General features: G+C 61.0%; 16 protein-coding genes and 1 pseudogene. 14 read left to right on the forward strand and 3 right to left on the reverse strand.

Features of this window, described 5'->3' with window-relative positions; genetic code table 11:
- Window positions 1-221 precede the first annotated feature (221 nt).
- The 5 genes from BM132_RS01435 to BM132_RS01460 all read left to right on the forward strand — a co-directional run bounded on the left by BM132_RS01435 (window position 222) and on the right by BM132_RS01460 (window position 6,143).
- Window positions 222-599, forward strand: a complete 378-nt coding sequence (locus BM132_RS01435) for a gamma-butyrobetaine hydroxylase family protein (RefSeq protein WP_092395506.1) — start codon at window positions 222-224, stop codon at window positions 597-599.
- Between the two features lie 275 nt (window positions 600-874).
- The gene (gene phaC / locus BM132_RS01440) at window positions 875-2,554 is read left to right on the forward strand and encodes a class II poly(R)-hydroxyalkanoic acid synthase (protein ID WP_092452596.1); all 1,680 of its coding nucleotides are present in this window, start codon (window positions 875-877) and stop codon (window positions 2,552-2,554) included.
- A gap of 258 nt (window positions 2,555-2,812) precedes the next feature.
- Window positions 2,813-3,670 carry a poly(3-hydroxyalkanoate) depolymerase gene (phaZ, locus tag BM132_RS01450; protein ID WP_092452602.1) on the forward strand — a complete coding sequence of 286 codons (858 nt, stop codon included), beginning with the start codon at window positions 2,813-2,815 and terminating at the stop codon, window positions 3,668-3,670.
- 112 nt (window positions 3,671-3,782) lie between these two features.
- Window positions 3,783-5,465, forward strand: a complete 1,683-nt coding sequence (gene phaC / locus BM132_RS01455) for a class II poly(R)-hydroxyalkanoic acid synthase (protein ID WP_092452605.1) — start codon at window positions 3,783-3,785, stop codon at window positions 5,463-5,465.
- Between the two features lie 60 nt (window positions 5,466-5,525).
- Entirely contained in the window at window positions 5,526-6,143 is a 618-nt protein-coding gene (locus BM132_RS01460) for a TetR/AcrR family transcriptional regulator (protein ID WP_092452608.1), read from the forward strand.
- Between the two features lie 142 nt (window positions 6,144-6,285).
- Here BM132_RS01460 and BM132_RS01465 read toward each other — a convergent pair whose 3' ends face one another.
- The 3 genes from BM132_RS01465 to BM132_RS01475 form a co-directional block, all read right to left on the reverse strand.
- Window positions 6,286-7,158: a phasin family protein gene (locus tag BM132_RS01465; RefSeq protein WP_092452611.1), complete on the reverse strand. Its 873-nt coding sequence runs from the start codon at window positions 7,156-7,158 to the stop codon at window positions 6,286-6,288.
- Between the two features lie 10 nt (window positions 7,159-7,168).
- Complete coding sequence (locus tag BM132_RS01470) at window positions 7,169-7,591, reverse strand: phasin family protein (RefSeq protein WP_092395496.1); 423 nt, start codon at window positions 7,589-7,591, stop codon at window positions 7,169-7,171.
- 203 nt (window positions 7,592-7,794) lie between these two features.
- On the reverse strand, window positions 7,795-8,070 hold the full coding sequence (locus BM132_RS01475; RefSeq protein ID WP_092395494.1) for a polyhydroxyalkanoic acid system family protein: 276 nt from the start codon (window positions 8,068-8,070) through the stop codon (window positions 7,795-7,797).
- 155 nt (window positions 8,071-8,225) lie between these two features.
- Between BM132_RS01475 and ubiE the strand changes: the two genes are divergently transcribed.
- The 9 genes and pseudogenes from ubiE (at window position 8,226) to BM132_RS01520 (ending at window position 14,313) form a co-directional block, all read left to right on the forward strand.
- Entirely contained in the window at window positions 8,226-8,996 is a 771-nt protein-coding gene (ubiE, locus tag BM132_RS01480; protein WP_047225985.1) for a bifunctional demethylmenaquinone methyltransferase/2-methoxy-6-polyprenyl-1,4-benzoquinol methylase UbiE, read from the forward strand.
- Window positions 8,996-9,620, forward strand: a pseudogene (locus BM132_RS01485) (SCP2 domain-containing protein). The gene ubiE and the pseudogene BM132_RS01485 overlap by 1 nt, the downstream one beginning before the upstream one ends.
- Complete coding sequence (gene ubiB, locus BM132_RS01490; protein WP_092452617.1) at window positions 9,617-11,221, forward strand: ubiquinone biosynthesis regulatory protein kinase UbiB; 1,605 nt, start codon at window positions 9,617-9,619, stop codon at window positions 11,219-11,221. The pseudogene BM132_RS01485 and the gene ubiB overlap by 4 nt, the downstream one beginning before the upstream one ends.
- A gap of 131 nt (window positions 11,222-11,352) precedes the next feature.
- Window positions 11,353-11,751 (forward strand): phosphoribosyl-AMP cyclohydrolase, encoded by a 399-nt coding sequence (hisI, locus tag BM132_RS01495; protein WP_003196931.1) that lies wholly within the window; start codon window positions 11,353-11,355, stop codon window positions 11,749-11,751.
- Complete coding sequence (locus tag BM132_RS01500) at window positions 11,744-12,076, forward strand: phosphoribosyl-ATP diphosphatase (protein WP_003186671.1); 333 nt, start codon at window positions 11,744-11,746, stop codon at window positions 12,074-12,076. Before hisI ends, BM132_RS01500 begins: the two co-directional genes overlap by 8 nt.
- A gap of 24 nt (window positions 12,077-12,100) precedes the next feature.
- Window positions 12,101-12,388 carry a twin-arginine translocase TatA/TatE family subunit gene (locus tag BM132_RS01505; RefSeq protein ID WP_047225988.1) on the forward strand — a complete coding sequence of 96 codons (288 nt, stop codon included), beginning with the start codon at window positions 12,101-12,103 and terminating at the stop codon, window positions 12,386-12,388.
- A 10-nt stretch (window positions 12,389-12,398) separates the two neighbouring features.
- Complete coding sequence (gene tatB, locus BM132_RS01510) at window positions 12,399-12,818, forward strand: Sec-independent protein translocase protein TatB (protein ID WP_092452619.1); 420 nt, start codon at window positions 12,399-12,401, stop codon at window positions 12,816-12,818.
- Window positions 12,815-13,609, forward strand: coding sequence for a twin-arginine translocase subunit TatC (tatC, locus tag BM132_RS01515; RefSeq protein WP_092395486.1), 795 nt, complete (start codon window positions 12,815-12,817; stop codon window positions 13,607-13,609). Before tatB ends, tatC begins: the two co-directional genes overlap by 4 nt.
- Window positions 13,606-14,313, forward strand: a complete 708-nt coding sequence (locus BM132_RS01520) for a 16S rRNA (uracil(1498)-N(3))-methyltransferase (RefSeq protein WP_092452622.1) — start codon at window positions 13,606-13,608, stop codon at window positions 14,311-14,313. The genes tatC and BM132_RS01520 overlap by 4 nt, the downstream gene beginning before the upstream one ends.
- The last annotated feature ends 65 nt before the right edge of the window (window positions 14,314-14,378 follow it).

Below are 14,378 nucleotides of genomic sequence, written 5' to 3' on the forward strand. Positions count from 1 at the left end.
GCTATGTGAGTGGGCTCCTGTGGCGAGGGAGCTTGCTCCCGCTGGGCTCTGTAGGAGCTGGCGAAGCCTGCGATCTTTTAATCTTGGCCTTTTGCTCTCGACTCAATTGGCAGCGGAAAGATCGCAGCCTCGCTTCGCTCGACAGCTCCTACAGAATCCAGCGGAAGCAAGCTCCCTCGCCACATATCGTTCACGCAAGGCTGCAAGAGACTGACAACCCCATGACCAAACTCCCCAGCGCCATCAACCTGCACAAAGCCTCCAAGACCCTGACGCTCAAATACGCGCCGGACGAGGAATATCACCTGCCCGCCGAATTCCTCCGGGTGCACTCGCCGTCCGCCGAGGTCCAGGGCCACGGCAAACCGATCCTGCAACATGGAAAGCTCGGCGTCGGCCTGACCAAGGTCGAACCAGCCGGCCAGTACGCACTGAAATTGACCTTCGACGATGGCCACGACAGCGGACTGTTCACTTGGGACTATCTGTACCAACTGGCGGTACGCCAGGAGGACCTGTGGAACGATTATCTTGCCGAACTCAAGGCGGCCGGAAAAACCCGCGACCCGAACGAGTCGGTCGTCAAGCTGATGCTCTAACTCAAGGGCTGGCGCTTTAGGGCGAATTTTCTAGACTCATCTGCTTGAATGCCCCCGCGGCAACGTCAATGACTGGCCTGCTTGCGAAAAAAATTAAACTCGGGTAACCAATGGAGCTGGCAAGTTCCCTGCAAAGGAATCGCCGAGTTCCTTGCACACGTTTCCTCATTGCCTCGATGCGGAATCAACGGTAACCCGAGCAGCGTACCTGGCATTGGCTGTGGGCTTTCTGGCATGGCCCAGGTACTCGTCTGAAGGACAATGGAGCGTCGTAGATGAGCAACAAGAACAACGATGACCTGAAGTACCAGGCCTCGGAAAATACCCTGGGGTTGAATCCTGTCGTCGGCTTGCGCAGAAAAGATCTGCTGGCCTCTGCCCGAATGGTGCTGACCCAGGCCATCAAACAACCGCTGCACAGCGTCAAGCACGTCGCCCATTTCGGCGTCGAACTCAAGAACGTCCTGTTCGGCAGATCCGAGCTGCAACCTGCCGGCGATGACCGCCGCTTCAACGACCCGGCCTGGAGCCAGAACCCGCTCTACAAACGCTATCTGCAAACCTACCTGGCGTGGCGCAAGGAGCTGCACGCCTGGATCGACGACAGCAGCCTCTCGCCCCAGGACATCAGTCGCGGTCATTTCGTGATCAACCTGATGACCGAAGCCATGGCCCCGACCAATTCGGCAGCCAACCCGGCGGCGGTCAAACGCTTTTTCGAAACCGGCGGCAAGAGCCTGCTGGATGGCCTTTCCCATCTGGCCAAGGACCTGGTGAACAACGGCGGGATGCCAAGTCAGGTCGACATGGGTGCCTTCGAAGTCGGTAAGAGCCTGGGCGTGACGGAAGGCGCTGTGGTGTTTCGCAACGACGTGCTGGAGTTGATCCAGTACCGACCCATCACCGAACAGGTTTACGAGCGCCCACTGCTGGTGGTGCCGCCGCAGATCAACAAGTTCTACGTCTTCGACCTGAGCCCGGACAAGAGCCTGGCGCGCTTCTGCCTGCGCAGCAATGTGCAGACGTTCATTGTCAGCTGGCGCAACCCCACCAAGGAGCAGCGCGAGTGGGGCCTGTCGACCTACATCGAGGCGCTCAAGGAAGCGGTGGACGTGGTCACGGCCATCACCGGCAGCAAGGATGTGAACATGCTCGGCGCCTGCTCGGGCGGCATCACCTGCACCGCGCTGCTGGGGCACTACGCCGCCCTGGGCGAGAAGAAGGTCAACGCCCTGACCCTGCTGGTGAGCGTGCTCGACACCACCCTGGACACCGACGTAGCGCTGTTCGTCGACGAGCAGACCCTGGAGGCGGCCAAGCGTCACTCCTACCAGGCCGGCGTGCTTGAAGGTCGCGACATGGCCAAGGTCTTCGCCTGGATGCGCCCCAACGACCTGATCTGGAACTACTGGGTCAACAACTATCTGCTGGGCAACGAGCCGCCAGTGTTCGACATCCTGTTCTGGAACAACGACACCACCCGGCTACCGGCGGCGTTCCACGGCGACCTCATCGAGATGTTCAAGAACAACCCGCTGATCCGGCCCAATGCACTGGAAGTGTGCGGTACACCGATCGACCTCAAGCAGGTCACCGCCGACATCTTCTCCCTGGCCGGCACCAACGACCACATCACCCCTTGGAAGTCCTGCTACAAATCCGCACAGCTGTTTGGCGGCAAGGTGGAATTCGTGCTGTCGAGCAGCGGTCACATCCAAAGCATCCTCAACCCGCCGGGCAACCCCAAGTCGCGCTACATGACCAGCGAGGACATGCCGGCCAAGGCCGAGGACTGGCAGGAAAACTCCACCAAGCACACCGATTCCTGGTGGCTGCATTGGCAGGCGTGGCAGGCAGAGCGCTCGGGCAAACTGAAAAAGGCACCCACAGTCCTGGGCAACAAGACCTATCCGGCGGGAGAAGCGGCGCCGGGCACGTATGTACATGAGCGGTAACTGATGCAACTCGTCTGTTGCGGCCGTGAGGTTACTCACGAAAGCACGTCAACAGCCGACATTAATGCAAGGCCCACGCCGCTGGTGAACGCAAACTTGCGTTCACAGCAGATCCAATGTGGGAGCGAGCCCGCTCGCGATAGCGGTGCGTCAGGCAACAGTGATGTTGAATGCAACGGCCTCATCGCGAGCAGGCTCGCTCCCACAGGGATCGGGGGAAAAATGAAAGACAGCGACCCAACCCACAGGGCTTGAAGCATGCCGCAACCGTACATCTTCCGTACCGTCGATCTGGATGGCCAGACCTTGCGCACCGCGGTACGCCCCGGCAAGCCTCATTTGACGCCCCTGCTGATTTTCAACGGCATCGGCGCCAACCTTGAGCTGGTATTCCCGTTCATCCAGGCCCTGGACCCGGACCTGGAAGTCATCGCCTTTGACGTTCCCGGCGTCGGTGGCTCGTCGACGCCCAGCCGGCCGTATCGCTTTCCCGGCCTGGCAAGACTCACCGCGCGAATGCTCGATTACCTCGATTACGGGCAGGTCAACGTGATCGGCGTGTCCTGGGGCGGCGCCCTGGCCCAGCAATTTGCCCATGACTACCCTGAGCGCTGCAAAAAGCTGGTGCTGGCGGCCACCGCCGCCGGCGCGGTAATGGTGCCGGGCAAACCGAAAGTGCTGTGGATGATGGCAAGCCCCCGGCGCTACGTGCAGCCGTCCCACGTGATGCGTATCGCCCCGCTGATCTACGGCGGCTCGTTCCGTCGCGACCCCAGCCTGGCGGCCAGTCATGCGGCCAAGGTGCGTTCGGCTGGCAAGCTGGGTTATTACTGGCAACTGTTCGCCGGCCTGGGCTGGACCAGCATCCACTGGCTGCACAAGATCCACCAGCCGACCCTGGTGCTGGCCGGCGACGACGATCCACTGATCCCGTTGATCAACATGCGCATGCTGGCCTGGCGCATCCCCAACGCCCAGTTGCACATCATCGACGACGGCCATCTGTTCCTGATTACCCGAGCCGAGGCGGTGGCGCCGATCATCATGAAGTTTCTGGAGGAAGAACGTCAGCGCGCGGTCATGCACCCGCATCCCGCGCCGCTGGGTGGCGGCTGACACCGCCCAAAAGCGCCTGGCAGGACGCCGGAGCGCGCAGCAACCCGAAACAGCGACTATGTTGTCTGGTTCGGTGTGTTTGTTTTTAGCCTGATGACGAAGGAGTTGACTCATGCGCGACAAACCGGCGAAGGGTTCCATGCCCGCCCCTGCCAACTTCATCAACGCACAAAGTGCGGTCACCGGCCTGCGGGGCAGGGACCTGCTTTCCACCTTGCGCAGCGTTGCCGCACACGGCTTGCGCAATCCGGTGCACAGCGCCCGGCATGCGTTGAAACTGGGCAGCCAGTTGGGCCGCGTGCTGCTAGGGGAAACCCTGCACCCTACCAACCCCAACGACAAGCGCTTCGCCGATCCCACCTGGGAGCTCAATCCGTTCTATCGTCGTAGCCTGCAGGCCTACCTGAGCTGGCAGAAACAGATGAGGAGCTGGATTGACGAATGCGACATGAGTCCGGATGACCGTGCCCGGGCACACTTCGCTTTCGCCCTGCTCAACGACGCCGTATCGCCTTCCAATACCTTGCTCAACCCACTGGCGGTCAAAGAGCTGTTCAACTCCGGCGGTACCAGCCTGCTTCGGGGCATCAGCCACCTGCTGGACGACCTGCTGCACAACGACGGGTTGCCGCGGCAAGTCACACCCCATGCCTTCGAGGTCGGCAAGACCCTGGCGACCACACCGGGCGCGGTGGTGTTTCGCAACGAAATGCTGGAGCTGATCCAGTACAAATCCATGAGCGAAAAGCAATATGCCAAGCCGTTGCTGATCGTGCCGCCGCAGATCAACAAGTTCTACATCTTCGACCTGAGCCCCTCCAACAGCTTCGTCCAGTACGCCCTGAAAAACGGTTTGCAGGTGTTCATCATCAGTTGGCGCAACCCCGACGTGCGTCACCGCGAATGGGGCCTGTCCAGCTATGTCGAGGCGACGGAAGAAGCCATGAACGTCTGCCGGGCGATCACCGGCGCCCGTGAGGTCAACCTGATGGGGGCCTGCGCCGGCGGCATGACCATCGCGGCCCTGCAAGGCCATCTGCAGGCCAAGCGCCAACTGCGCCGGGTCGCCAGCGCCACGTACCTGGTGAGCCTGATGGACAGCCAGATAGACAGCCCCGCCACGCTGTTCACGGACGAACAGACCCTGGAAGCCGCCAAGCGCCGTTCCTACCAGAAAGGCATCCTCGATGGTCGCGACATGGCCCGGGTGTTTGCCTGGATGCGCCCCAACGACCTGATCTGGACTTATTTCATCAATAACTACCTGCTGGGCAAGGAGCCGCCGGCGTTCGACATCCTCTACTGGAACAACGACTGCACCCGACTGCCGGCAGCTTTCCACGGCGACCTGCTGGACTTTTTCAAGCACAACCCCCTGACTCACCCCGGCGGCCTGGAAGTCTGCGGTACGCCGATCGACCTGCGCAAAGTGACGGTCGACAGCTTCAGCGTGGCGGGCATCAATGACCACATCACGCCATGGGATGCGGTCTATCGCTCAACGCTGTTGCTCGGGGGTGAACGACGCTTCGTGCTATCCAACAGCGGCCACGTCCAGAGCATTCTCAACCCGCCGGGCAACCCCAAGGCCAATTACGTTGAAAACCCGAAACTGAGCAGCGACCCACGAGCCTGGTATTACGACGCCAAGCACGTCGAGGGCAGTTGGTGGGCCCCGTGGCTGAATTGGGTCCAGGAACGCTCCGGCGCCCAACGCGAAACACAGATGACCCTGGGCAACGCAAACTACCCGCCTCTGGACGCGGCGCCGGGAACCTATGTGCGCGTGCGCTGAACGTTCACTCCACGGCCAGGCACTGGGCCGTGGCACGATTTCCATCACTAAGAAGACCGGATGAAGACCCGCGACCGCATTCTTGAATGCGCCCTGCAGTTGTTCAATGAGAAGGGCGAACCGAACGTTTCCACCATGGAAGTCGCCAACGAAATAGGCATCAGCCCAGGCAATCTCTATTACCACTTTCATGGCAAGGAGCCCCTGATCCTCGGATTGTTCGAGCGCTTCCAGGGCGAACTGGCACCGCTGCTGGACCCACCGGCAGATGTACAACTGGCACCGGAAGATTATTGGCTGTTCCTGCACCTGATCGTCGAACGGCTGGCTCAATACCGGTTTCTGTTCCAGGACCTGTCGAACCTGGCCGGACGCCTGCCAAAACTGGCCAAGGGCATCCGCCAGTTGCTCAATGCCCTGAAGCGAACCCTGGCGTCGTTGCTGGCGCAACTCAAGGCCCAGGGGATGCTGGTCAGCGACACCCGGGCATTGGGGCAACTGGTGGAACAGATCACCATGACCTTACTGTTCTCGCTGGACTATCAGCGCATCCTCGACCGCGAGGGTGAAGTTCGACTGGTGGTCTATCAGGTCATGATGCTGGTGGCCCCGCACCTGCCGCCGGCGGCAAAGGTTGCGACCGAGCAACTGGCGTTGCGCTACCTGGAAGAGCATTAAGATCAAAAGATCGCAGCCTTCGGCAGCTCCTACAGGTGCTAGACGATCCCCTGTAGGAGCTGCCGAAGGCTGCGATCTTTTCTGCTTCCAAACAAAAACGCCCGACCTTCACAGGCCGGGCGTTTTTGCATGTCCTCCAAAATCAGGACTGGGTGGTAGGTGTCGATGGAGCCGGCGCAGCGGTCGGGGTCACCGCCGGGGTCGGAGCCGAAGCGGAGTTCGCTGGGCTCGTCGGGGTGGCCGGTTTGGCGGCAGCAGTCGGTGCCTTCGGTGCGGTAGCTTTTGCCGCGGCCGGTTTTTTCACCGCTGGCTTTTTCGCCGCGGCGGGTTTGGCCGCCGCTTTTGCCGCAGGCTTGGCAGCAGGTTTGGCGGCCGCGGTTTTGGCAGCCGGCTTGGCCGCTGCTTTTGTCGCGGGTTTGGCCGCTACCGGCTTGGCCGCTGCCTTGGCGGCAGGTTTGGCAGCCGCGGTTTTCGCCGCCGGCTTGGCCGCTGCTTTTGCCGCAGGTTTAGCGACGGCTTTCGCCGCGGCCTTGACCAATGGCTTGGCTGCCGTCTTGGTGGCAGGTTTGGCTGCCGCCGTCTTGGCCGCCACTGGCGCGACCTTAGCGCCGGTGAGTTTTTCGATCTGCTTGGTCAGGGTGTCGACCTTGCTGTGCAGCGCCTTGACTTCATTGCGGCTCGGCACGCCCAGACGAGAGATCGCGCTGTTCAGGCGCTTGTCGAAAGCCCCTTCCAGCTCGTCCCATTTGCCCATCGCCCGATCTTTTACGCCGCCGATTCGCGACTTGGCGGACTCGGCAGAGCCCTTGGCAGCATCGACTTGTTTGCCGACCGCCGTCTTGGTGAGTTTTTCGGCCTTCTCGCCGTCCTTAACCAGGGACTCGAAGAGTTTGCTGCCGTCAGTGTCAATCTTCGAGTACACGCCTAAACCAGCAAGCCAGATTTTGCGGGAGTATTTTTCAATCTTCCCGGCCCACGAGCTGCCTTCTTTTTCGGTGATTTTTTTGCCAGCCATCCCGTTCTCCTTAATGTTTACGCGCGACACGTTCAAGCAATGCCGTCAGCTCATCGAGCTTAGCAGAGAGTGTCTCAACGTCATGTTTAGACGGAATGCCGATACGATTCAAGGCACTTGCAACACGGGCGTCGAATACCTTCTCGACTTTATCGAGTTGTACTTCAACCCGCGCCTTGAAAGTATTGACGTCGGTCTTGGCTTCAATCAGTTCGCTGTTGGCCGCTTCAAGTTTCCCGGCAATGTTCTTTTTGCCTTTGGTTTCAATAACTTCACCGGCTTTTACCAACTCCTGGAAGTACTCGCTGCCTTCCTGGCCGACCTTGGTGTAGGCGCCCAGGCCCGCCAGCCAGATCTTGCGCGCGTACGTTTTCACCTCGCTGAGCGTGGAAGATTCAACGTCGGTTTTTTTCTTCAAAATAACTTTGGCCATGGTGCACCTCACTCGATAACAGGTTTGAGGAACTGCCCGTACACGGTCGGGCTCAGGCACAAAGTAGTGACAATAATTAGAAACGGCACCCTAACAACTGACATGAATCGGCGATGCCTTGGGGAAAGATCGCAGCCTGCGGCAGCTCCTACATTGGAATGAGTACATCTGTAGGAGCTGCCGCAGGCTGCGATCTTTTAAGTTCAGGCCAACGCCTTATCCAGCGCCTTTTCGATTTCCGTCTTGATCGTGCCGCTCATGGCCGACATCAACAGGCCCAGTTCGACATCGACGCGGATCGAGTCCTCGCCCACATGCACCTCGCCTTTGACCCCGGAGCGCTTGAGCTTCAGCGTGTCGCCCGACCACTGCGGCTCCAGGCCATAGCTGTCGGACAGTTTCTGCGCCAACTGGTCGGCTTTCGCGCGGGCCGCTTCCTTGCCCAGGCCATGGGCACGCTCAACTGTTATACGGGCCATCTGATGACTCCTGTTTTATCGGGACTTGCCTGCACGTTTCTGACCCTGGCTGCGTCAAAACGTCCCGGCGGTCGCTCATCTTACCTTCAGGCTTGCCAAGACAAAGCCCTCCACCGGGATTAGAATGTCCCGCATTCTTTTTTGGTGACAGCGATATGACTGATCAGCGCAAAGGCAGCGATGCCGAACCCACCACTCACTTCGGCTTCAAGAACGTGCCGGAAAGCCAGAAGGCGGAAAAAGTCGCTGAGGTTTTCCACTCGGTAGCCGCCAAATATGACTTGATGAACGATCTGCTCTCGGGTGGCATGCACCGTCTGTGGAAGCGTTTCGCGATCGAACTGTCGGGTGTGCGCAGCGGCAATCGGGTGCTGGACATCGCCGGCGGTACGGGCGACCTGACGAAGAAGTTCTCCCACATTGTCGGGCCGACCGGTCAGGTGGTGCTCGCCGACATCAACGAGTCCATGCTCAAAGTCGGGCGGGACCGCCTGCTGGACCTGGGTGTGGCCGGCAATGTCGAGTTCGTCCAGGCCGACGCCGAGAAGCTGCCCTTCCCTGACAACCATTTCGACTGCGTCACCATCGCCTTCGGCCTGCGCAACGTCACCCACAAGGAAGACGCCCTGCGCTCGATGCTACGCGTACTCAAGCCCGGCGGCCGCCTGCTGGTGCTGGAATTCTCCAAACCGACCAACGCGCTGATGTCCAAGGCCTACGACGCCTACTCGTTCGCCTTCATGCCGCTGATGGGCAAGCTGATCACCAACGACTCGGAAAGCTATCGCTACCTGGCCGAATCGATCCGCATGCACCCGGATCAGGAAACCCTGAAGTCGATGATGGTCGAAGCGGGCTTCGATCGTGTGACCTACCACAACATGACCTCGGGCATCGTGGCCCTGCACCGCGGTATCAAACCCTGATGCTGCTCACCGGCCTGCTCGCCAGCGTCGAACTCGGCGTCAATCGCGTCCTGCGCCTGGACAGTACGGCGCTTGCACGCCTGGCGCACTTGAGCGGCAAGGTGATTGCTGTGGATTGCCGCAGCCCGGCGTTGCGGCTATTCATCCTGCCCAGCGACGAAGGCCTGATGCTCGCCGCACACTGGGAAGCCGAGGCACACTGCACCCTGCGCGCCCCGGCATCGAGCCTGGTGAACCTGGCCCTGAGCAAGGACAAGACCGCCGTGCTGCATGGGCCTGAGGTGGAACTGGACGGCGACAGCGGCGTGCTGCTGGAGCTGGCGGCGATTCTCCAGGACCTGGAGCTGGACTGGGAATATGAAGTCTCCCGCTGGCTCGGTCCGGTGGCCACTCAGCTACTCAGTGGCCATCTGCGCAGCCGCACTCGCTGGTATCGCCAAGGCTTCGCCAGCCTGGGGCAGAATCTGAGTGAATACCTGGCCGAGGAATCGCGTACGCTCGTCGGCCAACGCGAAGCCGAAGCCCGCTTTAAAGAACTGGACCAGATCAAACTTGACCTGGAACGTCTCGAGGCGCGTTTCGAGCGCCTTTCCCGCTCCCTTGAAACCAAGCGATAACGCATGAAGCTGCTTGCCGTCCGCCGTTTGTTGCGCATCCAGCGCGTCGTGATCCGCTATCGCCTCGATGACCTGCTGTTCGCCCTGCCGCTGCCCTGGTTTTTGCTGGCGCTGCGCTTCGTGCTGCCGTGGCGCTGGTTTCCCCGGCGAACGCTGGACCTGAGTCGCGGCGCGCGCCTGCGCCTGGCTTTGCAGGACCTGGGACCGATCTTCATCAAGTTCGGGCAGATCCTCTCGACTCGTCGCGATCTGCTGCCCGAAGACATCGCCGATGAATTGATGAGGCTTCAAGACCGCGTGCCGCCGTTCGATTCCAAGGTGTCGGTGGCCCTGATCGAAGAACAACTGGGCAAGAAGATCAGCGAAGTGTTCAGCCGTTTCGACGTCGAGCCGTTGGCCTCGGCCTCCGTGGCCCAGGTTCACGCTGCGCAGCTCAAGAGTGGCGAAGAAGTGGTGGTGAAAGTTATCCGCCCGGGTCTCAAGCCAATCATTGCCCAGGACCTGGCGTGGCTGTTCATTCTCGCCCGGGCCGCCGAGCGGCTGTCGGCCGATGCGCGCCTGTTGCACCCGGTTGACGTGGTCCTGGATTACGAAAAAACCATTTATGACGAACTCGACCTGCTGCGCGAAGCCGCCAACGCCAGCCAACTGCGGCGTAACTTCGAAGGCTCGCCGCTGCTCTACGTGCCGCAAGTCTATTGGGACTGGTGCCGTCCGAAAGTGTTGGTGATGGAGCGCATCTACGGCATCCAGGTGACCGACCTGGACACCCTGGCCGACCAGCGCACCGACATGAAACTGCTAGCCGAACGGGGCGTGGAGATTTTCTTCACCCAAGTGTTCCGCGACAGCTTCTTCCACGCCGACATGCACCCGGGCAACATTTTCGTCAGCACCGTGCAACCGTGGAGCCCGCAATACATTGCCATCGACTGCGGCATCGTCGGCAGCCTGACTCCCGAAGACCAGGACTATCTGGCCCGCAACCTGTTCGCCTTCTTCAAGCGCGACTACCGCCGCGTCGCGCAACTGCACATCGACTCCGGCTGGGTGCCGGCCGAGACCAAACTCAACGAATTCGAAGCGGCGATCCGCACTGTATGCGAACCGATCTTCGAAAAACCGTTAAAAGATATTTCTTTCGGCCAGGTGCTGATGCGCCTGTTCCAGACCGCGCGTCGCTTCAACATGGAGGTTCAGCCGCAGCTGGTACTGTTGCAGAAAACCTTGCTGAACATCGAAGGCCTCGGTCGCCAGCTGTACCCGGACCTGGACCTGTGGAACACCGCCCAGCCGTTCCTCGAACGCTGGATGCGCGAACGCGTGAGCCCCAAGACCCTGCTGGGCAACGTGCAGAGCCAGTTCGAGCAGATCCCGCACCTGGCCAACATGACCCGCGACCTGCTCGAACGCATGTCCCAACCTCACGCCCACGACCCCGCGCCACCGTGGAAGCAGCGCAAAGACGACTGGTTCCTGCGCCTGCTCGGCGCCGCTCACCTGGGGGGTGGTGCAGTGCTGGCGAGCGGGGGCCCGCTGAGCCAACTGGGTCACTGGCCCGCCGGTGTCATGGTCATTGTTGGTTTGTATCTGGTCGTCCGTCGATAGCAGGAATCAGCCACAAGCGATAAGCTGCAAGCCGCAAGTTCATGGGTTGAACCTATCAACGCAACACAACACAGAAATTGCTTTTACTTGCAGCTTGAAGCTCACAGCTTGCCGCTGCTCCAGGACCCAAGATGAAAAACTGGCAGGACGAGATCAAATGGGACGCGGACGGCCTGGTGCCGGCCATCGCCCAGGATCACAAGACCGGGCGCGTGCTGATGATGGCCTGGATGAACCGCGAAGCGCTGGCCCTGACCGCCGCCGAGAACCGCGCCATCTATTGGTCACGTTCCCGTGGCAAGCTGTGGCGCAAGGGTGAAGAGTCCGGGCACGTGCAGCACCTGCACGAGATGCGCCTGGACTGCGACGGCGACGTCATCATCCTGATGGTCGAGCAGGTCGGTGAGATCGCCTGCCACACCGGCCGTCAAAGCTGCTTCTATCGCGTCTTCGAGAACGGCGACTGGAAAACCGTCGACCCGGTGCTCAAGGACCCGCATGCCATTTATTCAGGACATACCCATGAGTGACACCCTGACCCGCCTGGCCCAGGTGCTGGAAGAGCGCAAAGGCGCAGCGGCCGACAGCTCCTATGTCGCCAGCCTGTACCACAAGGGTTTGAACAAGATTCTGGAAAAGGTCGGTGAAGAGTCGGTCGAGACCATCATCGCCGCCAAGGACGCCGCCATCAGCGGTGACTGCAGTGACGTGATCTACGAGACCGCCGACCTGTGGTTCCATAGCCTGGTCATGCTTGCCCAGCTGGGGCAGCACCCGCAGGCTGTATTGGATGAACTGGACCGTCGCTTCGGTCTGTCCGGGCACGTCGAGAAAGCCTCGCGTCCGTCCGCCTGATCAACTTACGAGAGGAATAGCCACATGGGTATTTTTGACTGGAAACACTGGGTCGTCATTCTGGTGGTCGTGGTACTGGTATTCGGCACCAAGAAACTCAAGAACCTGGGCACTGATGTTGGCGAGTCGATCAAGGGCTTCCGCAAGGCCATGAATGACGACGAAAAACCCGCCGACCCGGCAGCGACGCCCGCTCAACCAGCGCAGCCGAGCCAACCGGTACACCCACAGGCCACTCAACCTGTGAATGCCCCGCACACCATCGATGTGCAGGCACAGAAAGTCGAAGAGCCGGCCCGCAAAGACTCGTGAGCACTGACTAATGTTTGGGATCAGCTTCACTGAACTGCTGCTCGTCGGCCTCGTCGCCCTGCTGGTGCTGGGCCCCGAGCGGCTGCCGGGCGCTGCGCGCACCGCCGGCCTTTGGGTCGGGCGGCTCAAGCGCAGCTTCAATGCGATCAAACAGGAAGTTGAACGTGAAATCGGGGCCGACGACATTCGTCGGCAACTGCACAACGAACACATTCTGTCTTTGGAGCAGGAAGCGCGGAAAATCTTCACCCCGACCCAGCAGGAGCCGACACCGGTTCAGCCGGCGGTCGAGCCGACGATTGCCCCACAGGCACCAGTGGATAACACGTCGTCTGTGGCATCCGTGCCCGCAGAACCCGTGGAGCCCGGCCCGACAGTGGCAGCACCAGCCGTTCCTAACGACCCTACTTTGCCGCCGCGAGCCCCATGAGCGATATTCCTGAAAACGACCAGCCGATGCCGCTGGTATCGCACCTCACCGAGTTGCGCACCCGCCTGTTGCGTTGCGTGGCGGCGATTTTCGTCATCTTCGCCGGGCTGTTTGCCTTCACCCAACAGATCTACACCTTCGTTTCCACACCGCTGCGCCAGTACCTGCCGGAAGGCGCGACGATGATCGCCACCGACGTGTCGTCACCGTTCCTGACGCCGCTCAAGCTGACGATGATGGTCTCGTTGTTCCTGGCGATCCCGGTGATCCTGCACCAGATCTGGGGCTTCATCGCGCCAGGCCTGTACAAGCATGAAAAACGCATCGCCGTGCCGCTGCTGGTGTCCAGCATTCTGCTGTTCTACACCGGCATGGCTTTCGCCTACTTCTTCGTATTCCCGTTGATCTTCAAGTTCTTTGCCGCCGCTACTCCCGCAGGCGTGGAAATGATGACCGACATCGCCAGCTACCTGGATTTCGTCATGACGCTGTTCTTCGCCTTCGGCGTGGCGTTCGAGATCCCGGTGGCGGTGGTGCTGCTGGTGTGGATCGGCGTGGTCAACGTTGCGTACCTGAAGAAAATCCGTCCGTACGTGATCATCGGCTGCTTCGTGGTCGGCATGATCCTGACCCCGCCGGACATCTTCTCCCAGACCCTGCTGGCCGTGCCGATGTGGCTGCTGTTCGAGATCGGCATCCTGTTCGGCGGTCTGGTGCGCAAGCGCCGGGAAGACGCAGACGATCAGCCGGTCGACGACCATAACGACCAGCCGCCAGCGACCCAAGCGTGAACCTGCTGCTGCTTGAAGAGGCCGACTTCATCGGGCCTGGCCGCGTCGTGCTGAGCGATCGCCGCTTGACCCACATGCAGCAAGTGCACCGCAGCGCCGTCGGTGACAGCCTGCGGGTCGGGCGTATCGGCGGGTTGATGGGCACGGCCCAGGTACTGCGCCTGGAAGCCCGCGAAGCCGAACTGCAAGTGACACTCGACCAACCTGCGCCGGCCAAGCTGCCGCTGACACTGGTGCTGGCCCTGCCTCGACCGAAGATGCTCCGGCGGGTGTTCCAGACCATCGCCAGCATGGGCGTGCCGCGCGTGGTGCTGGTCAACAGCTACCGCGTGGAAAAGAGCTTCTGGCAGACCCCGTTCCTGGAGCCCGAGGCGATTCGCGAACAACTGATCCTTGGCCTGGAGCAGGCGCGCGACAGCGTGCTGCCAGAGATCATCATCGAAAAGCGTTTCAAGCCCTTCGTTGAAGACCGCCTGCCGGCCATGGCGAACGGCACCCGCGGTCTGGTCGGTCATCCAGGGAACTACCCCCCCTGCCCTCGCGCGCTGAACGAACCCGTGACCTTGGCCATCGGCCCCGAAGGCGGCTGGATTCCTTACGAAATTGACCTGCTGGCCAAGGCCGGACTGCAACCGGTACAACTGGGCGAACGTATCCTGCGCGTCGAAACCGCCGTCACCGCGTTGCTTGCCCGGCTGTTCTGAGGCCTGTGGCGAGGGCGCTTGGTAGGAGCTGGCGAAGCCTCGGGCCGCGTTCGGACGATCTTTTG

Origin of the sequence: Pseudomonas sp. NFACC45 (assembly GCF_900113505.1) — a bacterium.
Classification (GTDB): Bacteria; Pseudomonadota; Gammaproteobacteria; order Pseudomonadales; family Pseudomonadaceae; genus Aquipseudomonas; species Aquipseudomonas tehranensis.